Here is a 20,848-nt window from a genome sequence, read left to right as displayed (position 1 = left end):
CGTCCAGCATGTCCGGACCACCCCAAGCCCCCGCGAAGGCCCCACGGCCCCGGGGGCTTCGCCGTACCCCGGGAGGTGACCATGCCCCTCCCCGATGGCGCCCAGACCATCACCATCACCGACACCCGCACCCACCCCGACGGCGGCCCCATGCGCGGCCGGATCATCCTCCGCCCAGCACCCGCCCTCGTCACCAACCCCTCGGCCGGCCACACCGTCCAAGGCGACGCCGAAGCCCGGTGGGTCAACGGCCAGCTGTCCCTCACCGTCCTCGCCGCCGACGCCACCGGGTACGAGCCCACCGGATACACCCACACCGTCATGGAGTACCCCGACGACGCCCCCGGCCGCATCTACCCCGTACTCCTCACCACCGACCTCGGCGACACCATCGACCTCGCCACCCTCGCCCCGGTGGAGCCCTACACCGGGGACTACGTCCTCGTACCCGGGCCGCAGGGGCCCGCAGGGCCACCCGGAGTCGACGGGGCTGACGGAGCCGACGGGGCGCCCGGCGAGCAAGGCCCGCCAGGACCACCCGGCGAACCCCCCACCGGCGACACCGTCGGCGTCACCCGCACCGTCGACAAGGCGGTCGACGAAGGCGTCAGCGAGTCCACCGCCCTCCAGGACGACGACCACCTCACCCTCCCCGTCACCGCAGGCGCCCGATACGCCATCGACGCCTGCCTCATCGCCTCCGGCGACCCCACCGCCGACCTGGCCCTCACCCTCACCGCCCCACCCGGCTCCACCGGAGGCTGGGCCCCCGCAGCCATCACCCTCGGCGTCAGCGACGGCACCGGGTCGATCAGGCTCACCAGGTACGACCCCGGCGCCCCCGCCGCCGTCGGCATCACCACCGCAGGCGTCATCGTCGCCCCCGTCGGCACCATCACCGCCGGAGCCGACGGCATGATCGCGGTCCAGTGGGCGCAGAACGTCTCCTCCGCCACCCCCACCGTCCTCCGCTCCGGCAGCTGGCTCCGAGTCACCCGAACTGCCTGACAGCCGCCCGTACGGCCCCCGATGATGGCCCCCTCATCACGCAACTTCCTGGGGGGACCATGCGCACCCGCACCACCATCACCGCCGCCCTCGCAGCCGCTCTGCTCGCCCTCACAGGGTGCAGCAGCGAGCCAGCGGCCCCGGAGCCCACCGCGAGCACCACACCGTCCCTGACGGCCGAGCAAACCGAAGCGAAGGCACAGGAGTGCACCGACGAGGTGTACGCCCACATCACCGCCCACAACGAACTCGGCCTCGACGACCAACGCCCCACCGCCTGCCTCGGCATGGACGACGACGAGTACGCCGACACCCTCCTCGCCGTCACCCAGCGCATCAACGAGAACGGGCGCGAGGCACTCCAGGACCAGATCGACGAGGCCACCGAGGGCCAGTAACAGGGGGTGAGCGCCCGTGGCCGGTAACCCCCGCAACGGGCGCCCCTACCGGCGCCTCGTTGCCGCCGTGAAAGCCCTCGGCGACCCCTGCGCCCGCTGCGGCCACAACATCGACCCCACCCTCGACGCCCGGCACCCGCTGTCGTTCACCCTCGACCACGTGGTGCCCCTCTCCCGTGGCGGGAACCTCCTCGACCCCGCCAATGCCCGGTCGATGCACCGACGGTGCAACAGCCAGCGCGGCAACCGGGTCGGCCCCCAGCCCCTCAAGACCACACGGCGGTGGTGAACCGTGCTCTACGTCGTCACCGGCCCGCCCGGCGCAGGGAAGTCCAGCTGGATCAGATCCCACGCCAAAGCCCGCGACATCGTCATCGACATGGACCTCATGGCCCTCGCCATGGCCGGCCCAGGCGCAGACCACCACGACCACAGCGAGACACTGCTCAAGGTCGTCCACCGCGCCCGCTTCGCCGCCATCCGCGAAGCGTGCCAACACCTGGACACCACCGACGTCTACCTCATCCAGACCCTGCCCTCCGCCCGGCAGCGGGCCGAGTACAAGAGGCTCAAGGCACGCATCATCGTGGTCGACCCCGGCCGTGACATCGTCATGCAGCGCATCGAGGACATGCGGCAACCCGGGATGAAGGCCGTCGCCACCAAGTGGTACCGCGCCAACCGAGGGCAGTCACGCACAGCGATGCCGCAGGCCACCCGACGATGGTGACCCCACGTCACCACGGGTGAGTAGCAGGGTGTGACGAGGCTCCGCGACCCCGCCGCGACCCTCGATCAAGACCCCAACCATGATCCACTCAGCCCGATCCGGCCGTTCTTTGAGGTCAGAGGCGGGCGACCCAAAAGCCCTTGTCGCCCGGTTTTTTGCGCGGCCGATCTGAAAGACGATCTTGACTCGGTTTCAAGATCCAACCCAATTAGCGGCGTCACTCTCAGTGAGGTAACGCTGGGTGATGGAGGGGTGCTCGTGATCGCTGACGACATCGCAGCTGAGCTTGACAACCTCGGTGTGACCAGCCTAGCAGCGGGACGCGTGGCTGTGGCCCTGAAGCTCGCAAGGGCCTTGGACCAGCTGGACGATGGTGACGCTCCGACATCACAGGCAGTCGTCGCCGACAAGCTCGACGCCATCATGACCCGGCTGCGGGCACTCGCCCCCGTCAAGGGAGAGGGGGACAGCGTCGATGACATCACTCGCCAGCGAGAGAAGCGCCGAGCCGAAGCCCGGAGCCGAGCCACCGGCAGCGACTGACGGTCCTCTCTACGGCAATCAGCGGCCCCGCCTGCTCACCCTGCCCGACGTCGCCCTGTCCTCCGCCGGACAGGAGGCCGTCGACCTGGCCGCGAGCGCCGGGCTGAAGCTGGACTCGTGGCAGCGGTTCGTCCTCGACAAGGGCATGAGCGAACGGGCGGACGGGAACTGGGCCGCGCCCGAGGTGTGCGTGAACGTCCCGAGGCAGAACGGGAAGGGCGCCGTCATCGAGGCCCGCGTTCTGTGGGGCCTGTTCATCGGCGGTGAGAAGCAGATCCTGCTGTCCGCCCACGAGTTCAAGACGACGCACAACACGATGAAGCGCATCGAGCGTCTCATCGAGGGGTGTCCTGACCTGCGGAAACGCGTCAAGCAGTTCCACAAGACGGTGGGGCGTGAGGGTATCGAGCTGCACGACGGGCGTGAGCTGAAGTACATCGCCCGCTCCCGGGGCTCCGGCCGAGGCTTCACCGCCGACTGTGTGATCTTCGACGAGTGCATGATCCTCGGTGACGACGCCATGTCCGCGCTGGCCCCGACCTCGGATGCGGTCGAGAACAGCCAGCTCTGGTACCTGGGAAGCGCTGGCATCGGTCATCTCTCCCAGCAAATGGCGCGGCTGCGCAAGCGGTGTCTGACCTCGCTGGAGAGCGGAGTGCCCGACCCGGTGCTCGCCTACATGGAGTGGTCGATCAACCAGCACCGGGCCGAGTGCATGCCCGGGTGCACGGAACACGACGACATTGACTCGGTGCAGTCACTGCTGCGTGCGAATCCTGGTGTCGGCTACCGGCTCCAGGTCGAGAAGAGCATGCAGCGGAGGCTGACGATGGGCGACCACCTGTACGCCCGTGAGCGCCTCGGTGTGGGCGAGTACCCGTCGGATGAGGCGGACACGTGGCAGGTCATCGGGGAGGACGCGTGGCGGTCGCTGGCGGCTGCGGAGTCGGCTCCGGAGGGTGAGGTCGTGTTCGCGATCGACGCGACCCCGGAGCAGGACTATGCGGCCATTGCGGTGGCCGGGCGGTGGCGGGGCGGTACGCACGTGGAGGTTGCGCATCACCAGCCGGGGATGGGGTGGGTGGTGGCGAAGGCGAAGCGGATGCATGAGGAGCACAAGCCGCGGTGCTGGGTGGTTGATGCTGGGGGTCCGGCGGGGGCGCTGATCCAGGAGCTGGAGGAAGAGCTGGGCATCAAAGTCGTGTCGCCGAAGATGCGGGAGGTCGCCCAGGCGGCCGGGCAGTTCTTCAACGCGGTGGCCGACCAGTCCATCTCTCACATCGATCAGCCGCCTCTGGCGACGGCGCTGGCGGGGGCGCAGAAGCGTCCGCTGGGTGAGGCGTGGGCGTGGGCGAGGCGCGGTGTCAGCGTGGATATCAGCCCGTTGGTGGCGGTGACGAACGCGAAGTGGGGCCTCGGTGTCGAGGTCGAGGAGACCGGTGACGTAGTGGACAACGTGTGGTGAGGGGGCGGCGATGAGCTGGTGGTGGCCCTTCCGCCGTGCGGCGACGCGAGCGATTACGTACCAGGATGTGTGGGGCAGCGGCGGGGATGCCTTGCAACTGGCGGGCAGGGGGCAGGAGCGGGCGTTGCGCCTGGCCCCGGTGTACGCGGCTACGCGGCTGCTGTCGGACTCGGTGGCGGCCATGCCTCTGAAGTCGTACATCGGGGAGGGGACGTCTCGCCTGCCGATTCCGTCGCCGCAGATCTTCACCCGGCCCGCGGCGGTCGGTACCCGGTACGACTGGCTGCACCGGTGCATGACGTCGCTGACGCTGCGGGGCAACGCCTACGGCCTGGTGGTGTCGCAGGACGTGAACGGGTGGCCGGACCAGGTGGAGTGGCTGCACCCGGACGATGTGCACGTTGAGGACAACATGGCGCCGGTGCCGGTGTGGTTCTACAAGGGGCGGCGCCTGGAGCCGGGGCAGATGTTCCACATTCCGGCGTACACGCTGCCCGGTCAGATCCTGGGGCTGTCGCCGATCGCGTACTTCGCGACGACGACGGACACCGGGTTGCTGGCGCAGGAGTTCGGGCGGGACTGGTTCGCGAACGGTTCGACTCCGGCGGCGGTCCTGGAGACCGACAAGGAGGTCTCCAAGGACAACGCGGCCATCTTGAAGGCCCGGTTCAAGGAGGCCGCGCAGGGGCGCGACATCGTCGCTCTGGGGCTCGGCACGAAGTACCGGCCGATCTCGGTTCCGGCGAACGAGTCGCAGTTCCTGGAGACGATCAAGGCGTCGGCGAATCAGATCGCCGCGATCTACGGGGTGCCCCCGGAGAAGATCGGCGGGACGACGGGCAACAGCCTTACGTACACGACGGTCGAGCAGAACAGCATCGACCTGCTGACGTGGACGCTGCGCCCGTGGCTGACCCGCCTGGAAGAGGCGCTGTCGACGCTGCGGCCGGCGGCGGAGGAAGCGAAGTTCAACGCGGACGCCATGCTGCGCACGGATCTGCTGTCCCGTGTCAAGGCTCACGGGATGGCTCTGGATCAGGGGTGGCGCAACCGTGATGAGGTCCGTGCGATCGAGGACGAGGCGCCGCTGCCGAACGGTCTGGGGCAGACCTACCTGCCGCTGTCGTCGGCCATGTCGGTCAGCCTGGACCCGGAGCAGGCCAACGCCCGCAACGTCGTGGAGATGGTGCAGAAGCTCGGCTCTGGGGTCGGTGTGCTGCTCACGGCGGACGAGGCCCGGCAGATCCTCAACCAGGCCGGGGCGAACCTCACTGGCAGCTACTCGCCCCCACCAGTCGCGGAGGAACCATGAACGAGCAGGAGCGCCGGTTCACCCGTGGCCTCGTTGAGGTCCGGGCGGCCGGGGAGGCCAGAACGATCGGCGGGTACGCGGCGAAGTTCAACACACTGTCGCGGAACCTGGGCGGGTTCGTCGAGCGGATCGACCCGGGGTTCTTCGCCAAGAGCCAGGGCGATGGGTGGCCGCGGGTGATGGCCCGCTACAACCACGACAACAACATGCTGCTGGGCACGTCCCGTTCGGGGACGCTGCGCCTGGTCACGGACGGCACGGGCCTGGACTACTCGGTCGACGTGCCCGACGCCCGGGCGGACGTGTACGAGCTGGTGCAGCGCGGCGATGTCGCCGAGTCGTCCTTCGCGTTCAGGACGCTGGAGGACGACTGGTCCATGACCGAGGACGGGTTCCCTGTGCGAACCCTTCTCGCCGGGCAGCTGGTCGACGTGGCCCCGGTCAACGACCCCGCCTACCTCGACACCAGCACGGGCCTGCGGTCCCTCGCCGAGAGGGCGGGGGCCGAGCTGGCAGAGGTCCGGGCCGCCGCCGAGGCGGGCGACCTGAAGGATTTCCTGGTGCCCAAGCGCACCCACATCGATCTCGCGCCGGAGGGCGGGCAGGGCGACACCCACCCGCCGCTGGCGTTGCGGCAGCGGCGCGCTGAGCTGTACCGGCGCCGCACCTTCTGAGGCAGGGCGACACCCACCTCCACACCCCATCCACCAGACACCCCGGCCGTTCGGCTGTGGGTGTCGTCGTCATGCCCGGGAGGGCCAGTGAGCGAGTTCATCAAGCGGTTGCAGGAGCGCCGCGCCAACGTGTGGGAGCAGGCCAAGGCGCTTCTCGACACGGCGGAGGGCGAGAAGCGGGAGCTGACCGCCGAGGAGGAGCAGACCTACCAGCGTCTGAACGCCGACCTCGACGCGATCGACGCCCGCGCGAAGGAGTACGCCGAGGCCGAGAAGCGCTCCAAGGACGCCGACGAGGCGTTCCGTGCGCTGCTGGCGAAGCCGGAGACTCAGCCGCGCGCGAACGCGGAGGGGGACTCGGAGCTGCGTCGGTGGGCCCGCGGGGAGATGCGCGGGTTCGACGTCGCCGCACCCGAGGGTGTCGCGTTCCGTGACCTGACCAAGGGGTCGGCGACCGCTGGCGGGAACACGGTTCCGACCACGTTCTACGGGCAGCTGATGGCGCACCTCATCGAGGTGTCCGGCATCATGATGGCCGGCCCGACCGTGCTGAACACGGCGTCGGGCGAGACGATCGAGATGCCGGTCACGACCGCGTTCTCCAGCGCGGCCATCACTCCTGAGGCGACTGCGCTGACGGAGTCGGACCCGGCGTTCGCGAAGCGGTCCCTGGGCGCCTACAAGTACGGGGTGCTGCTCCAGATCTCCTCCGAGCTGCTGTCCGACACCGGGGTTGACCTCCAGGGCTTCCTGTCGATGCAGGCCGGTCGCGCCCTGGGCAACGCGTTCGGTACGCATGCGGTGACCGGCGACGGGTCGAGCAAGCCGACCGGTGTCATGGTGACAGCGACGACCGGCAAGACCGGCGCCACCAGCGTCGCGGGCGCGTTCACGGCGGACGACCTCATCGACCTGTACTACTCGGTGATCTCTCCGTACCGGAACAGCTCGTCGTGCGGGTGGCTGATGCGTGACGCCACCCTCGGGGCGGCCCGGAAGCTCAAGGACCAGCAGGGCCAGTACCTGTGGCAGCCGTCCATCCAGATCGGCGCCCCGGACCAGCTGCTGGGCAAGCCGGTCCACACCGACCCGAACGTCGCGGCGGTCGGCCTGGGCGCACGGTCTGTGGGGTTCGGTGACTTCTCCCAGTACTTCGTCCGCATGGCGGGCGGGGTCCGGTTCGAGCGGTCCGACGACTACGCGTTCAACTCCGACCTCGTCACCTACCGGGCGATCATCCGGGCCGATGGCCTGCTGATCGACCAGACCGGCGCCGTGAAGGCGTTCGTGGGCGGCGCGAGCTGATTCCGCTGGCGGGGCGGCGACCCGCTGCCCCGCCTCCGTTCTGTGAAGGGAGGCACCCATGCGGGTGCGCATGAAGGTGACCGTGTCCGGGACCCGCGACGGCGAGCCGTGGCCGGAGAAGGGCAGCGTCGTGGACCTGCCCGACGGAGAGGCGAAGCAGCTCATCGCCGCAGGCATCGCGGCCGAGCCGGACGACGAGCCGGAGGTCGAGGAAGCGACGGCCCCTCCGGCAGAGGCGTCTACGCCGACCGGCCGCAAGCCCGTGGCCAAGCCGAAGTAGGGGGTGGGGTGTGGCGCTGCTGACGCTGGCCGAGGCCAAGGCCCAGCTCGACATTGAGACGGACGCCGACGACCAGGAGCTTCACCGGTTCATCGATGCGATCACCGCGCCGATCGAGCGGCACGTGGGGCCGGTGGTGACCCGGGAGGTGTCCGAGAACATCGAGGGCCGCGGCGACAGCATGTGCCTCAGCCACATTCCTGCGGTCGCGCTGGTGTCCGTCGCGCCGATGCTGGGCGGCCCGGCTCTGGACGTCGGCACGCTGGTGCTGGACGGGCCGCTGGGCATGGTGTGGCGCAAGGGCGGCACGTTCGCCGGGACCCGGTGGGCGGTGACGTACACGGCGGGTCGTGGTGCGGAGGTCCCGCCGACCATCCGGTTGGCCGCTCTGCTGCTGCTTCAGCATCTGTGGCGCACGCAGTACGGGGCTGCGCGGGGCGGTGGCGGGGCCGACGACTACAGCGTGACCGAGCCGATTCCCGGCTTCGGGTACGCGATCCCGAACAGGGTGCTGGAGCTGTTGGAGCCGTACAAGCTGCCGCCTGGGGTGGCGTGATGGCGACCTCTGCGGTTCCGGCCGCCATCGACGCGCTCCTCGCGATCCTGCGGGCCGCCCCGGCGCTGGGCGGGGTGCGGGTCATCGACGGCCCACCGGGCGTCAACTTCACCGAGAAGGACCGGATCTACATCGGCTGGTCGCCCGCCTCTGAGCAAGCCGTCGAGATCCAGCAGCGGTTCGCCAGCGCTGGCGCGCGGCTGCGCGACGAGGACGCTGCGATCACTTGCTATATCGAGACCCGCCGCGGCGACAAGGACATGTCCCTGCGGCGCTCACGGGCGTTCGAGATGCTCGCGGCCGTTGAGACAGCGCTACGGGCCACGGGCGCCGCCCCGGCCGCCCCGACGCTCAACGGCTCGGTCCTGTGGGCGGAGCTGACCGCCGGGTCCCTCGTCCAGGTGCAGGACAACGGGGCGATGTCAGGTCTCGTGTTCACCGTGGCGTATCGCGCCCGTATCTGATCACTCAACGAAGGAGTACGCCATGGCGCGAGTGCGCTACGTCGGCCGCGATCCGGTCACCGTGCCGGAGCTCGGCGGCCGGTCCATCCAGCCGGACGAGATGGTGGAAGTGCCCGACGACCGGTACGACGGGTACGTGTGCCAGCCCGGGACGTGGGAGGCCGTGGAGGACCCGAAGCCCTCGGCCCCCGCAGCGAAGAAGGCAACCCCTGCGGCGAAGTCCGCGCCCGGCTCGACTTCGAAGGAGGGCTGATCCATGGCGATCGGCTCGGGGCTTGGCGCCCAGATCGGCATTGCGCCGGAGTCGGTGTACGGCACCTACGTGGCGCCGACGAAGTTCATCGAGTTCACGAAGGAGAGCCTGGTCCTCCAGAAGACGACGGCGCAGAGTGCGGGGATTGCGGCGGGGCGGCTGCTGCCGCTGTCGTCGCGCCGGGTGGTGACTCAGCGGCAGGGCTCGGGGTCGCTGGAGATGGAGGTCACCACGAAGGCCATGGGCGTGCTGCTCCAGACGCTGATGGGTACGACGGTGACGCCGGTGCAGCAGGAGTCGACGGACGCCTACCTGCAGGCGCATCTGCTGATCGACACGGTGGGCAAGTCGCTGACGATCCAGAAGGGCATCCCGCTCACCACAGGCACGGTGACCAGGAAGAACTTCGTCGGCTGCAAGATCATCTCGGCGGAGTTCTCCTGCGAGGTCGGCGGCATGCTGACCGCCGCCTTCGAGATCGACTCGAAGGACTGCGAAGAGACATCCGTCCTGGCCACGGCCAGCTACCCGACGATGGCCCCCTTCCACTTCATGCAGATGGCGGTGAAGACCGGCACCTACGGCGCCGAGGTGGCGCGGTCCGGGGTCCGCAAGATGTCGCTGAAGATCGAGCGACCGATGGCCGCCGAGCGGTTCTACGCTGGGGCGTCCGGGCTGAAGGCGGAGCCGATCTCGAACGACCAGGTCAAGGTCACGGGCAGTCTGGAGATGGACTACGTCGACACGATCCTCGACGACCTCCACACCTCGGACGCCGCGACGTCCCTGCTGTGGGAGTTCGTCGGCGCGGAGATCGCCCCGTCGTACAACGAGCGCATCACCTTCAAGATCCCCGCGATCCGCTTCGACGACGCGCCCCCGACGGTGGAGGGCTTCGACGTGGTGAAGCCCACGCTCAGCTTCACCGGGCTGTACGACGGGACGAACCCCGTCGCGATCGAGTACGTCTCCACGGACGTCACGCTGTAGGAGGTGGCCCGGTGGCTGTCTCCTCCGTACAGATCCTCGGGACTGGCCAGCTTCTCGAACTCCAGCGGCGGCTGAGGGCGGCCGGTCACGAGAACATCAGGGCGTCGATGCAGCGGCGTATCCGCCGTGCGGCCGAGCCGCTGCGTGATGACCTTCAGTCCGCGATCCGTGGCCTGTCGATCCGCTCGACGGGCCGCGGGTCGGGCAAGCGGGGTGGCCGGTCGCCGACGACGCGTCCTCTGCGGGCGTCGATTGCCCAGGCCATCCGCATCAGTGTCCGGACCGGTGGCAACCCGGGGGCCCGGGTCTGGGTCGACAAGGGCCGCCTGCCTCCGGACATTCCGATGGGTGTGCTGAACCGGCTGAACGAGGGCAGGTTGAGGCACCCCGTGTTCGGCAACCGACGCCGCTGGGCGCAGCAGACAGCGACCCCGTTGTGGTGGGACGGGCCGGTCCGCCGCCACACCCCCCGTATGACCGCTGAGGTGGCGCGCGTCCTGGACGACGTGCGTCGCCGTATCGAGTAGGAGCCCCCTGTGATCGTCGTCTACACCCCCGCTGGCGGGGAGCCCGAGCTGTACGACGCGAAGAGCCTGCTGACGTCGGAGGCGTCGATCGTCGCGCGGACCGTGGACATGAAGTGGCCCGCCGTGAAGGAGGGCATCCTCGACGAGGATCTCGACGCGATGCGCGGCGTCGTGTGGGTGCTGAAGAAGCGCGCCCAGCCCACCCTCCGCTTCGGAGAGTTCGACCCGGGAGTCGAGGAGATGGTCTCCCGGTACGACCGGGACGAGGTCGAAGCGTGGGTCGACGGCGCGTTCGGGCTCATGGACGCCGACTCGGAGATCACGGCGGCGAAGGTCGTCGAGGCACTGCACGAGGTGCCGGGGGCGGCTGCTGATCCGGAGCACGCGCGGGCGTACATCGAGAAGTGCCGGGCCGAGGCCGAGGCGGGAAAAGACCCCGAGCCGCAGCCACAGCCGGAGACGTCCGCACCCGCGCGCAAGACCTCTGCCAGGAAGACGTCGCCGAGCTCCGGGCCCAGTTCCTAGGGCTGTTCGCTCACCTCCTGCACATGCCGCCCACGGTGGTGGACGGCCAGCGGGTGGACGACTTCTACGCGCTCATCGTCTGGATGGACGCCCACCAGCAGCAGCTCAAGGAAGCCGGAGGTGAGTGATGGCGCGGCTGACGTTCCTGCTCGACGGCCGCGACCAGCTGTCCCGTGTCCTGGACCGGGCCGGGGACGCGGCGACCCGGATGCACCGCAGGATCAGCGCCGCCGCCACGAACAGCAGCACCGCCATCAACCGGCTCGGCCGTACGACGACAGACCGCATGGCCGGGATGCGGCGGGACACCGACATCGGCGCGAAGGCCGTCGACAAGCTCGTCGGCTCTCTGATGACCCTCGCCCCGGCGGCGATCCCGATGGTGGCGTCGCTGGCTCCGATCGCTCCGGCGGTCGGGGCTGCGGCGGTGGCTGCCGGGGCGTATGCGGCGGCGCTGGGCCCGCAGATCGGCGCCATGTCCGAGGCGACCGAGGCGGAGAAGAAGTACACCGACGAGGTCAAGAAGTCCGGGAAGGCGTCGCAGGCTGCGGTCGCGGCGCAGGTGGAGTACCAGCGGGTCATCGCGGACATGCCTCCGGCGACCCGGCGGGCGGCGGCGTCGCTGTCGGTGCTGAAGGACGAGTACGCGGACTGGTCCGACAGCCTGGCCAAGGACACCTTGAGCCCGGTCACCAAGAGCTTCGCGATCCTCACCGCGCTGCTGCCGAAGACGACCGGGCTGGTCAAGGGCACCTCGCGTGAGCTGGACCGGACGATGACGATCCTGGCCGGCGGGATGCAGTCACCCGGCCTGGACCGGCTCAATGCGAAGTTCGAGCAGTTCGCGACCGGCACCCTGCGCAAGGTCAACGACGGGCTCGTCGGGCTGATGCGGAACTCGGACGGCAAGGTCGGGGCTGGTGCCAGCGAGTTCATGGCCTACGCGCGGGAGAACGGCCCGGCGGCGGCGGACACGGTGAAGGAGCTGGGTCGGGCGCTGCTCAATGTGCTGCAGGCCGGGTCCGACGTGGGCGTCGGGATGCTCCAAGTCGTGAACGTACTGGCCAAGCTCGTGGCGGCCGTACCGCCCGACGCCATCGCGACGATGCTCCAGCTGGCTTTCGCGATCAAGGCGGTGCAGCTCGCGGCCGTCGGGATGGCGGCGGCCCGTACGGCGGTGGCCGGCTTCGCGACGTCGCTGGTGGCGATGCGGGTGGCGGCGGCTGCGGCCCCGACCCGGCTGGCTGCGGTGACGGCGGCGATCGGCACCATGTCCCGGGGCGCGAAGCTGGCTGCGGCGGGGACGGGTATCGGCCTGCTCGTCATCGCGCTGATGGAGCTGAACCAGATCGGGCGGGACGCGCCGCCGGATGTCGACAAGATGACGTCGTCGCTGGCCCGGTTCGCGGACTCGGGGAAGGTCGCGGGCGAGATGGCCCGGGTCTTCGGCAAGGACTTGTCGGGGCTGCTGGCCACGCTCAACGTCATGGGATCGGCCGGGAAGGGCGCCGACTTCTTCAAGGCGTTCGAGAAGAGCCCCGTCGGATTGAAGGAGGCGAAGAAGGAGTTCGAGGCGTTCGACAAGAGCCTCGCCTCGCTCGTCTCGAACGGCAAGGCGGACCTTGCGGCGGCCGGGCTGGCCCGCATCAAGGAGCAGATGGAGGCTGCCGGGTACTCGACGTCCGGGCTGAAGGGCAGGCTCACCGAGTACACCGAGGCGCTGGCCAACGCGAAGTTCGAGCAGGAGTTGGCCGCGCAGGCGATGGGCCTGTTCGGCGCGCAGGCGCTGGCTGTGCAGACGAAGCTCGACGCGCAGAAGGCCAGCGCGGACGGACTACGGCAGAGCATCGCCGCGCTGAACGACACGCAGCGCCAGGGCCTGGGCGGGATGATCGGGTTCGAGGCGGCGATCGATGCTGCGACGGCTGCGATCAAGGGCAACCGCGACGCCCTGTCCATGTCTGGCGGGCAGCTCAACCTCAACAGCGAGAAGGCCCGTACGGCGGCGACCGCGCTGAACGACCTTGCGGCGAAGACCGACGAGGCGGCGGCGCAGGCCCGGCAGTCGGGTGCGTCGTGGCAGACGGTCAACGGGATCTACGCCCGGGGCCGGGCGGCGCTGATCCGGTCGGCCGACGCGATGGGCCTGAACCGGTCCGAGGCGAAGGCGCTGGCGGATCAGATCCTGCGGACCCCGGACAAGACGGCGAAGCTCAAGGGCAACCTGGAGGACCTGGAGGCGAAGCTCAGCAGCGCGAAGGCGAAGCTGAAGGCGGTCCCGGACTCCCGGCAGGCGAAGGTCCGCGCGGAGATCGGCGACTTGCAGCGGAAGATCGGGCAGGCGAAGTACGCCCTGTCGACGCTGCGGGACAAGGTCGTCACGGTCACCACCCGGCACGTGGTGGTCGGGGACGGCGGGGCCGCGCGGCGGGCCGGTGCGCACGGTTCGCAGCTCAAGGCCGAGGGCGGTCTCATCCACGGGCCCGGTACGGGCACGTCGGACTCGGTGCCGATCTGGGCGAGTCGCGGCGAGTTCATGGTCAAGGCGAAGTCCGTGTCGAAGTACGGCGTCGCCTTCATGAAGGCGGTGAACGACGGGACTCTGGACCTGGGTGCGGGTGTCCGTGGTGGTGGGTCTGCTGCGGGTATGGCGTCTGCTGGTCGGGCTGTGGCGGACGGGCTGTCGTCCGGGATGCGCGGGTCGGCTGCCGGGGTGGAGGCGTCGGCGCGGGTGATGGCGTCGGCGGTCACCGCCGGGGTCCGGGCCGAGTTGGAGATTGCGTCGCCGTCGAAGAAGACGACGAAGCAGGGCCAGCAGGCGGGTCAGGGTCTGGCGAAGGGGATGCGCCGGAGCCAGGCGGAGATTAAGGCCGAGGCGAAGCGGATGGCGGCGCTGGCCCTGGCGACCGGCAAGAAGCTGATCGCTGGGCTGACCGGGTCCCGGTCTCAGATCACGGCGATGGCGAAGAGCCTGACTGCTCTGATCCGGGCGGCGTACCGGGATCGGAAGACCGGTACGGATGACCGGCTGATCGCCCAGGTCGCAAGGTCGAACGGCCAGCTTCAGCGGCTTGCGGCCCAGCGGGACAAGATCGCCGCCCGGATCGCGCAGGCGAAGGCGTTCGCGAAGGACGTCACCGCGACCGCGAAGCGGGACGCGTCGCTCGGCGGGCTGGGCCTGGAGCCGGAGGAGGTGTCAGCGGGGACCATCAAGGGCGGGCTCCAGCAGAAGCTGGCGAAGCTTCAGCAGTTCACCCGGTACGTGAAGATGCTCGCGAAGCGCGGCCTGAACAAGTCGCTGCTCAGGCAGATTCTCTACGACATGGGGCCGGAGCAGGGGTACGCCTACGCGTCGGCTCTGGCCGGGGCGGACGCGAACACCTTCAAGGGCATCAACAGCCTGGCGGGGAAGGTCAACAAGTCCGCCGACGCGCTGGGGAAGACCGGCGCGGACATCATGTACGACGCCGGGAAGAACGCGAGCAAGGGGTACCTGAAGGGGCTGGACTCCCAGCAGAAGGCGATCGAGAAGCAGATGCTGAAGATCGCCAAAGCCATGGACAAGGCGATCCGGAAAGCCCTCGGAATCAAGAGCCCGTCCACCGTCGCGGCGGTGTCCGGCGGGTACTTCACCGAGGGTGTCGCCAAGGGCGCGGTCGATGCGCTGCCGGTCCTGGACCGGGCGATGGGTGCGGTCGCCGGGCGGATGGCGGACATGCGCCCGGCCATCGGCCGCCCCGCAGTCACCGGGGGCGGGTCGGCTGGAGGTCAGGTGATCCAGGCGCACATCACCGTGCAGTCCCTGGACCCCCTCGCCGCGGCGCGCGAGGTACAGAAGATGCTGCTCCAGCTCGGCCGGACACACGGCACGGGCGTGACCCTGAAGGTGGGGTGACCGGTGCCGATTCTGGTAGAGGCCGGGTGGGGTGGTCTGGCCCAGCGCCCCTGGTCGATCACGTGGACGGACATCACGCCACGGGTCGACATGGTCCAGGGGGTGACGATCACCCGGGGCGCCTCGGATGAGCTGTCGGAGACGCAACCGGGGACGATGACGATGACCCTGGACAACCAGGACGGGGCCCTCACCCCCGGGCGGGCGGATAGCCCGTTCTTCCCGTTCGTCCGCCGCAATACCCCGATCCGGGTGACGCAGGTCGTCATGCCCACCCGGACCGGGGCAGGGCCGTGGCCGCTCGCGCAGCTCGCCGACGACTTCGACGACGAGCGCACCGACCCCACGCTGTGGACCGCGTCCGGTGGCGCGCTGGAAACCCCGGAGGGAAGGCTGCGGCTGCCGCTCGTCCCGGGCGTGGTGTCGCGGTACACCAGCCAGCGGCAGTGGACGCTGACCGGGAGCTCCTTCACGGTGAAGCTGTCCAAGGTCCCGGCCCTGGCGGGCTCTTCGGTGGCGTCGCTCAGCCTGTACCTGCACTCCGCGACCAGCGGGACCCGGTTCCGCTGGTACTACCACGCCGGGACCGGCGAGCTGCGTGCCCTGTCCGAGGTAGGCGGTACGGACCCGTCGCCGGTGGCGATCTCATACAACTGGATTCAGCACGCGTGGGTCCGTATCCGCGAGGTCAGCGGTGTGGTGGTGTGGGAGACCAGCCCGGACGGGTGGACGTGGACGGTCCGCCGCAGCATCAGTACCCCGGGGTGGGTGGGCACGGACCTGGTGCAGGTGGAGCTGGCGGCGTCCCGGACTGGTGGCAGCTCGGACCCGGCTGAGCTTGACCTGCTCGGCGGGATCGCCCGCCCCCGTTTCTGGGGGGTGGTGAACGAGTGGCCGGTGGCGTGGGAGGGGCTCGCGAGTTCCGTGTCGATCTCGGCGACGGACCTGTTCAAGTGGCTGAACAAGCAGCCGACCATGCGCAGCATGCTGGGGATGGAGGTGCTGACCCGTCACACCCTGGCGGGGATCTTCACGTTCCTGGAGGTGTACTACCCGCTGTCTGAGGATGCCGGGTCGGCGGCGGCCGGGGATGTGGCGGGCCACTGTAGCCCCGGCCCGCTGACCGTCACCCAGGTCGGCAGCGGCGGCGCCCTGGAGTTCGGGAGTGAGGGGGTGCCCGAGACCGGGGAGACCGGGGTGACGATGACCCCGGCATCCGCGTCGGCCGGGAAGTACCTCGTCGCCGACGTCGGGCCCCAGTTCGCCGCCGACAGCACGGACTGGTTGCCCCACTACCAGGTGTGGTTCAAGACCAGCACGCCCGGCCGGGTGCTGCTCGGCATCCATGACCCGTCCCTGGACCATCAGACCGTCCTCGCCCTCAACGGGTCCGGGGTGCTCGTGATCGAGTCGACGGAGTCCGGGCCGCCACTGTCAATCACGACGACGACCACCCCGAACCTGGCCGACGGGGTGTGGCATCACCTCGTCTACGACCAGGCGCACAAGCGGGTGTACGTGGACGGGACGAGCTACGGGGGGTCGCTGCTGGCGTGGGGGTCCGCCGGGTACCGGACCCTGTACGTCGGCGGGTACCGGGGCGGCAGGCTTTTCTCCGGGCAGATCGCGCAGGTGTCGATCCACCTGGCGACCGGTCCGCTCGGCGCCCTGTACTCCCAGACCTACGGTGCGATGACCGGGTTCGCTGGGGAGTCGGCGGACTGGCGGATGGAGCGCCTCGCCCGGTACGCGGGACTCGACACGGCGGTCACCGTGCTCGGGTCGACGCATGACGCGATGGCGTCGCAAGGCCCGGGCGGGTCGACGGTGGTCGCCCGGATGCGTGAGGTGGAGTCCACCGAGTCCGGGAAGCTCTACGCCCGCCGGGACTACCTGGGACTGGCGTACCAGTCCCGTGACCTGCGGTACAACCCGTCCCCGGGCAATGACGCGTTCACGATTGCGTGGGCGGATCTGGAGCCGGGCGCGATGCTCGCCGACGACGACCAGAAGCTGGTCAACGAGGTCGAGGCGAGCAGGCCGGGCGGGGCGACGCAGACGGTGCGGGCCGCGTCTTCGGTGTTCGCGTTTGGGCCGTACCCCGAGTCGATGACCCTGATCAAGACCAGTGATCTGTCGGTGCTGGACTCCGCGATGTGGCGGGTCATGCGGTACGCCAACCCCGCCCCGGAGCTGCGGGAGGTGCCGATCGACGCGGCGACCCTGCCCGCTTTCCTCAGCATCCTCGGCGCCGACATCAGTAGTTGCTTCACCGTGACCGGCCTGCCCGCCCAGGCCCCGGCCACCGAGCTGCGCGTCACCGTCGAGGGCTACACCGAGACGATCACCGAGGCCCGGCACATGATCCAGTTCCGCACGTCGGAGTCCAGCAGGGACAGCGTGTGGGTCCTCGGGGACCCGGTGTACTCCCAGCTCGACCACACCACCCGCCTCGCTTACTGAAAGGGGCCCCGTGGCCACCACCGCTCTGCCCGCCGCGATCGTGCGCGCGGAAACCTACTACCTCCCCCCGCCTCCGCCCAGGCCCGGTCAGCCGCCGCACGACTGGTCGCAGGTTCCCGGGGCCGAGCTGATCTACCGGTGGGCCGAGTACCGCCTGTCGCGGCGCCTTCCCGTCCCGACCGGCACGGTCCCGGACCACCCGGGGCTGTATGCCCGGATCGATGACGGGCGGTGGCTCGCCGAGTGCGACGCCTGCAAGTCCGCGTGGATCGTGTCCGTGGCGGACCCCCGGTTCGGGTGTGTGGAGACGACGTGCAAGCGGGCCTGGGTGCCGCTGCTCCTGCCCGACGACACGGATGCGGCCGAGGCGGAGGCACTCGCCCTGCCGCGCCGGTTCTGGTGGCACGAGGACGACCCGCGCAACCCGGCCTGGGAGCCGCCGTCGGAGCCCGACCCGGAGGAGGAGCCGTGACGTTCGCACCACGCACCTGGAACGCCGGGGAAACCGTCACCGCGGCCATGCTCAACCAGGAGATCCGCGACCAGCTCAACAGCATGTTCGACGTGTGGACGGCGTACACCCCGGCGTGGACGTCGTCCGGAACGAACCCGGCCCTCGGCAACGGGTCGATCACCGGCCGGTACATGAAGATCGGCCGCACCGTCCACGTCTCGATCCTCCTCGTCGGCGGGTCCACCACCACCTGGGGCACCGGGGCGTACAGCATCGCTGCCCCGTTCACCTCGGCCAACATCGGCGTCGCCTTCGTCGGCGCCGCGAGGTTGGCCGGGACCGACACGTGGGCCGGGATCTGCAACCTGTCCGCCAACACCACCGCGATCAACTTGCAGTTCCCCGCGTCGACGACGAACACCCGGGCGGCGAACATGCAGGCCACCAGCCCGGAGACCCACGCTGCTGGCACGTCGTTGCGCCTGTCGCTGACCTACCAGTCCGCCACCTGATCGGAGCCTCATGACCACCACCGCCCCCGCCTGGCTCCTCGCCCAGGTCGACGCCACCGACGACCTGCGTCTCCTCGCCCTTCCGGTGGGCACGTCGTCGACCCGCCGGGTGCTGCTGCGGACCGCTGTGCCGGTGAACCCGGGTGACGCCCTGGACGTGTCGGCCCGGGCACAGATCACCAACGACACGGGCCGGGTGATCGGCGTCGGCGTCCACCTGTGGGTGTACGACGTGGACGTGGAGCCTGCGGTTCCGGTGGCCGAGCGGCCGTGGACCCGGATAGCCCCGCACCTCGCGGACAACTGCACCCCGAACCGGCATCACATGCCGCTGCACATGGGCGCATGGTGGGTGGTCCCGGAGGACTGGCCGCCGGGGCACAGGGTGATGGTCGCGTTTCAGGCGGCGGCGTTCCGCACGTCCCCGGCCCCGGGCGAGACCGTCCGTGTGGATCAGGGGTACGGGCAGCTCGTCGTCCGCCGCTACGTCCCCGCCCCGCCTGCCTGACCCCTGCTGAATCGTCCCTGCCCCGCGCCACACGGCACGGGGCTTCTGCATGTCTGGAGGGCCTCATGGCCGTACCGCTGTCCGCCGCCGATTTCCTCGCGGCCCTGCGCGCCGAGGGCGTGAAGGTCGTCGAGGTCGGCAACTGGCGGACCCATAACCGCAACAGCAAGGGGGCGTGGGGGCCGGTGCACGGGGTGATGATCCATCACACCGTCACGAAGGGCACCGCGTCGACGGTGGCCCTGTGCCGCAACGGGCACAGCACCCTGCCCGGGCCGCTGTGCCACGGGGTGATCGCGAAGGACGGGACGGTGCACCTCGTCGGGTACGGGCGCACCAACCATGCCGGGTCCGGTGACGGCGACGTGCTGCGCGCGGTCATCGCCGAGAAGGCGCTGCCCGTCGACAACGAGGCGAACACCGACGGCAACCGGCACTTCTACGGCTTCGAGTGCGAGAACCTCGGCGACGGGAAGGACCCGTGGCCGACGGCTCAGCGGGAGGCGATCGTGCGGGCGTCGGCCGCGGTGCTGCGCGCGCACCGCTGGGGCCGCGGCGGGGACACCTCCGTGATCGGGCATGCCGAGTGGCAGCCGGGGAAGATCGACCCGCGCGGCCTGCCCGGCGGGATGGACGCAGTCCGGAAGGACGTCGCCGAGCGGCTCAAGCACCCGGCCAGCTGGTCCCCGAGCGCGCCGAAGCCGCCCGCGCCCAAGCCCCCGGCGCCGAAGCCCCCCACCACGGACGAGCGGATCACCGCTCTGGAGAAGCGCGTCACCGCGCTGGAAAAGAGGACCACATGATCAGGATCAGCAGCTTCGCGAAGGCCATCGTCGCCGGGCTCGCCGCTGGGGCGACCGCGGCGGTGACGGCGGTGCAGGACCAGGTCGTCACGAGCGGGGAGACGGTGACGATCGTCCTGGCCGTGCTCGGCGCTCTGGGCATCACCTACGCCGTACCGAACCGGCAGCCGGACCGGGTGACGCCGGGTCAGGGGCTCTGATGCGGGCCGTACCCCGCCCGGTCAGGTCGCTGCGCCGCGCCTTCCTCATCACGATCGGGCTGGGCTGGGCGGGGTACGGCGGGATCGGCATCATCAACAACCCGCGGTACGGGACGTCGCGCGGGCTGGCGCACATCACCCGGTACGTGCCGCTCGACATGCTGGGCTGGATGTGGGTGGTGTGCGGGGCGGTCGCGGTGGTGGCTGGGCTGCTGCTCGCCTGCCCGCGGTGGCAGGCGGCGGGATTCGTGGCGCTCGCTGCTCCGGCGGCGTTGTGGGGGGCCGCGTTCACGACGTCGGCCATAGGCACGTACCCGCAGGCGGCCGGTTCGGCTTGCGGGTGGGCAGCGTTCGCGATCGGCATCCTGTGGGTGTCGGGGATGGAGGACCCGCTGCCGTCGCACCTGAGAAAGAGGTACCGCTGATGGACTATGGGGCGCTGGCTGCGGCCGGGGTTGCGCTGGTCGTGGGCTTCCTGACGTGGACGCAGTCGCGCGCCACGAACCGGCGGTCGGACTTCGCGGCGATCACCGATCGGCTCGACCGGGAGCTGAAAGAGGAGCGGGTGCAGCGCCGTCTACAGGGCGGGTACCTGCTGGACCTGCTGCGCTGGGCCCGGGTCGTCGGCCCGTCTACTCCAGCAGGTCCGCCGCCGGAGCCTCCGGCCGAGCTGGACCTGACACCCTGGCACCACTGACCTGGCCCCCACTGCCCTCGCGGCGGTGGGGGCTTTCGTCATGCCCTGACCTGTAGGGTGATCGCTTTGCGGGCACCCGCAAAGCGATCACCCCTCCGGGTGCCGTACGGCCCGCTTGACCGCCATCTCCAGCTCGTACCGGGACAGCCCGGCCTCGGCGGCGTGCTCCCGTACGGCCCGCTGCACCGCGTCCGCCGTCGCCACGGTCAGCGCGCCCACCTGCTGCTCCGCCCAGGCGGTGGACTCCAGGGCGATCAAGTGCGGCGGGATGTCGATGTCAGCCATG

Annotated in this window: 26 protein-coding genes; 25 read left to right on the top strand and 1 reads right to left on the bottom strand. The window is 70.1% G+C overall.

Annotation, left to right across the window (positions count from 1 at the left end; all coding sequences use genetic code 11):
• Positions 1-81: 81 nt before the first annotated feature.
• The 25 genes from B7C62_28130 to B7C62_28010 all read left to right on the top strand — a co-directional run bounded on the left by B7C62_28130 (position 82) and on the right by B7C62_28010 (position 20,562).
• Positions 82-1,008: a hypothetical protein gene (locus tag B7C62_28130; protein ID ARF75692.1), complete on the top strand. Its 927-nt coding sequence runs from the start codon at positions 82-84 to the stop codon at positions 1,006-1,008.
• Between the two features lie 59 nt (positions 1,009-1,067).
• Complete coding sequence (locus B7C62_28125) at positions 1,068-1,406, top strand: hypothetical protein (GenBank protein ID ARF75691.1); 339 nt, start codon at positions 1,068-1,070, stop codon at positions 1,404-1,406.
• Between the two features lie 16 nt (positions 1,407-1,422).
• Positions 1,423-1,695, top strand: a complete 273-nt coding sequence (locus B7C62_28120; GenBank protein ARF75690.1) for an HNH endonuclease — start codon at positions 1,423-1,425, stop codon at positions 1,693-1,695.
• A 3-nt stretch (positions 1,696-1,698) separates the two neighbouring features.
• Positions 1,699-2,136, top strand: a complete 438-nt coding sequence (locus tag B7C62_28115) for a hypothetical protein (protein ARF75689.1) — start codon at positions 1,699-1,701, stop codon at positions 2,134-2,136.
• 273 nt (positions 2,137-2,409) lie between these two features.
• Positions 2,410-2,679: a hypothetical protein gene (locus tag B7C62_28110; GenBank protein ARF77405.1), complete on the top strand. Its 270-nt coding sequence runs from the start codon at positions 2,410-2,412 to the stop codon at positions 2,677-2,679.
• A gap of 31 nt (positions 2,680-2,710) precedes the next feature.
• On the top strand, positions 2,711-4,144 hold the full coding sequence (locus B7C62_28105; protein ID ARF77404.1) for a terminase: 1,434 nt from the start codon (positions 2,711-2,713) through the stop codon (positions 4,142-4,144).
• Between the two features lie 10 nt (positions 4,145-4,154).
• Positions 4,155-5,456 (top strand): phage portal protein, encoded by a 1,302-nt coding sequence (locus B7C62_28100; protein ID ARF75688.1) that lies wholly within the window; start codon positions 4,155-4,157, stop codon positions 5,454-5,456.
• The gene (locus tag B7C62_28095; GenBank protein ID ARF75687.1) at positions 5,453-6,130 is read left to right on the top strand and encodes a hypothetical protein; all 678 of its coding nucleotides are present in this window, start codon (positions 5,453-5,455) and stop codon (positions 6,128-6,130) included. The genes B7C62_28100 and B7C62_28095 overlap by 4 nt, the downstream gene beginning before the upstream one ends.
• A 54-nt stretch (positions 6,131-6,184) precedes the next feature.
• The gene (locus tag B7C62_28090; GenBank protein ID ARF75686.1) at positions 6,185-7,435 is read left to right on the top strand and encodes a hypothetical protein; all 1,251 of its coding nucleotides are present in this window, start codon (positions 6,185-6,187) and stop codon (positions 7,433-7,435) included.
• 58 nt (positions 7,436-7,493) lie between these two features.
• Positions 7,494-7,715 carry a hypothetical protein gene (locus tag B7C62_28085; GenBank protein ARF75685.1) on the top strand — a complete coding sequence of 74 codons (222 nt, stop codon included), beginning with the start codon at positions 7,494-7,496 and terminating at the stop codon, positions 7,713-7,715.
• Positions 7,716-7,725: 10 nt separating this feature from the next.
• Entirely contained in the window at positions 7,726-8,271 is a 546-nt protein-coding gene (locus tag B7C62_28080; protein ID ARF75684.1) for a hypothetical protein, read from the top strand.
• Positions 8,271-8,735 carry a hypothetical protein gene (locus B7C62_28075; protein ID ARF75683.1) on the top strand — a complete coding sequence of 155 codons (465 nt, stop codon included), beginning with the start codon at positions 8,271-8,273 and terminating at the stop codon, positions 8,733-8,735. The genes B7C62_28080 and B7C62_28075 overlap by 1 nt, the downstream gene beginning before the upstream one ends.
• Before the next feature lie 22 nt (positions 8,736-8,757).
• The gene (locus B7C62_28070; protein ID ARF75682.1) at positions 8,758-8,988 is read left to right on the top strand and encodes a hypothetical protein; all 231 of its coding nucleotides are present in this window, start codon (positions 8,758-8,760) and stop codon (positions 8,986-8,988) included.
• Between the two features lie 3 nt (positions 8,989-8,991).
• Positions 8,992-9,978 (top strand): hypothetical protein, encoded by a 987-nt coding sequence (locus B7C62_28065; GenBank protein ID ARF75681.1) that lies wholly within the window; start codon positions 8,992-8,994, stop codon positions 9,976-9,978.
• Positions 9,979-9,989: 11 nt separating this feature from the next.
• On the top strand, positions 9,990-10,505 hold the full coding sequence (locus B7C62_28060) for a hypothetical protein (protein ID ARF75680.1): 516 nt from the start codon (positions 9,990-9,992) through the stop codon (positions 10,503-10,505).
• Positions 10,506-10,514: 9 nt separating this feature from the next.
• Positions 10,515-11,030, top strand: coding sequence for a hypothetical protein (locus B7C62_28055; GenBank protein ID ARF75679.1), 516 nt, complete (start codon positions 10,515-10,517; stop codon positions 11,028-11,030).
• Positions 11,031-11,157: 127 nt separating this feature from the next.
• Positions 11,158-14,925 carry a hypothetical protein gene (locus B7C62_28050; GenBank protein ARF75678.1) on the top strand — a complete coding sequence of 1,256 codons (3,768 nt, stop codon included), beginning with the start codon at positions 11,158-11,160 and terminating at the stop codon, positions 14,923-14,925.
• Positions 14,926-14,928: 3 nt separating this feature from the next.
• Positions 14,929-17,388, top strand: coding sequence for a hypothetical protein (locus B7C62_28045; GenBank protein ID ARF75677.1), 2,460 nt, complete (start codon positions 14,929-14,931; stop codon positions 17,386-17,388).
• 10 nt (positions 17,389-17,398) lie between these two features.
• Positions 17,399-17,860, top strand: a complete 462-nt coding sequence (locus B7C62_28040) for a hypothetical protein (GenBank protein ARF75676.1) — start codon at positions 17,399-17,401, stop codon at positions 17,858-17,860.
• Entirely contained in the window at positions 17,857-18,354 is a 498-nt protein-coding gene (locus B7C62_28035) for a hypothetical protein (protein ID ARF75675.1), read from the top strand. Before B7C62_28040 ends, B7C62_28035 begins: the two co-directional genes overlap by 4 nt.
• Positions 18,355-18,364: 10 nt before the next feature.
• Positions 18,365-18,862: a hypothetical protein gene (locus B7C62_28030; GenBank protein ID ARF75674.1), complete on the top strand. Its 498-nt coding sequence runs from the start codon at positions 18,365-18,367 to the stop codon at positions 18,860-18,862.
• A 65-nt stretch (positions 18,863-18,927) separates the two neighbouring features.
• Positions 18,928-19,665 carry an N-acetylmuramoyl-L-alanine amidase gene (locus tag B7C62_28025; GenBank protein ARF75673.1) on the top strand — a complete coding sequence of 246 codons (738 nt, stop codon included), beginning with the start codon at positions 18,928-18,930 and terminating at the stop codon, positions 19,663-19,665.
• The gene (locus B7C62_28020; protein ARF77403.1) at positions 19,665-19,865 is read left to right on the top strand and encodes a hypothetical protein; all 201 of its coding nucleotides are present in this window, start codon (positions 19,665-19,667) and stop codon (positions 19,863-19,865) included. The genes B7C62_28025 and B7C62_28020 overlap by 1 nt, the downstream gene beginning before the upstream one ends.
• Positions 19,865-20,290 carry a hypothetical protein gene (locus B7C62_28015; GenBank protein ARF75672.1) on the top strand — a complete coding sequence of 142 codons (426 nt, stop codon included), beginning with the start codon at positions 19,865-19,867 and terminating at the stop codon, positions 20,288-20,290. The genes B7C62_28020 and B7C62_28015 overlap by 1 nt, the downstream gene beginning before the upstream one ends.
• Positions 20,290-20,562: a hypothetical protein gene (locus B7C62_28010; protein ID ARF75671.1), complete on the top strand. Its 273-nt coding sequence runs from the start codon at positions 20,290-20,292 to the stop codon at positions 20,560-20,562. The genes B7C62_28015 and B7C62_28010 overlap by 1 nt, the downstream gene beginning before the upstream one ends.
• Before the next feature lie 87 nt (positions 20,563-20,649).
• Here the strand turns inward: B7C62_28010 and B7C62_28005 are convergent, their stop codons facing one another.
• Positions 20,650-20,847 carry a hypothetical protein gene (locus B7C62_28005; GenBank protein ARF75670.1) on the bottom strand — a complete coding sequence of 66 codons (198 nt, stop codon included), beginning with the start codon at positions 20,845-20,847 and terminating at the stop codon, positions 20,650-20,652.
• Position 20,848: the final 1 nt, after the last annotated feature.

The sequence above is a fragment of the Kitasatospora albolonga genome (genome assembly GCA_002082585.1).
GTDB lineage: Bacteria > Actinomycetota > Actinomycetes > Streptomycetales > Streptomycetaceae > Streptomyces > Streptomyces stephensoniae.
The sequence above is the reverse complement of the archived record's forward strand: the minus strand, read 5'-3'. Positions and strand labels throughout refer to the sequence as shown.

Coding starts and splice junctions, on each gene's coding strand:
- B7C62_28075 (ARF75683.1), top strand. CDS start 8,271: ATGGCGACCTCTGCGGTTCCGGCCGCCATCGACGCGCTCCTCGCGATC.
- B7C62_28015 (ARF75672.1), top strand. CDS start 19,865: ATGCGGGCCGTACCCCGCCCGGTCAGGTCGCTGCGCCGCGCCTTCCTC.
- B7C62_28025 (ARF75673.1), top strand. CDS start 18,928: ATGGCCGTACCGCTGTCCGCCGCCGATTTCCTCGCGGCCCTGCGCGCC.
- B7C62_28085 (ARF75685.1), top strand. CDS start 7,494: ATGCGGGTGCGCATGAAGGTGACCGTGTCCGGGACCCGCGACGGCGAG.
- B7C62_28050 (ARF75678.1), top strand. CDS start 11,158: ATGGCGCGGCTGACGTTCCTGCTCGACGGCCGCGACCAGCTGTCCCGT.
- B7C62_28005 (ARF75670.1), bottom strand. CDS start 20,847: ATGGCTGACATCGACATCCCGCCGCACTTGATCGCCCTGGAGTCCACC.
- B7C62_28130 (ARF75692.1), top strand. CDS start 82: ATGCCCCTCCCCGATGGCGCCCAGACCATCACCATCACCGACACCCGC.
- B7C62_28065 (ARF75681.1), top strand. CDS start 8,992: ATGGCGATCGGCTCGGGGCTTGGCGCCCAGATCGGCATTGCGCCGGAG.
- B7C62_28010 (ARF75671.1), top strand. CDS start 20,290: ATGGACTATGGGGCGCTGGCTGCGGCCGGGGTTGCGCTGGTCGTGGGC.
- B7C62_28100 (ARF75688.1), top strand. CDS start 4,155: ATGAGCTGGTGGTGGCCCTTCCGCCGTGCGGCGACGCGAGCGATTACG.
- B7C62_28030 (ARF75674.1), top strand. CDS start 18,365: ATGACCACCACCGCCCCCGCCTGGCTCCTCGCCCAGGTCGACGCCACC.
- B7C62_28095 (ARF75687.1), top strand. CDS start 5,453: ATGAACGAGCAGGAGCGCCGGTTCACCCGTGGCCTCGTTGAGGTCCGG.
- B7C62_28125 (ARF75691.1), top strand. CDS start 1,068: ATGCGCACCCGCACCACCATCACCGCCGCCCTCGCAGCCGCTCTGCTC.
- B7C62_28070 (ARF75682.1), top strand. CDS start 8,758: ATGGCGCGAGTGCGCTACGTCGGCCGCGATCCGGTCACCGTGCCGGAG.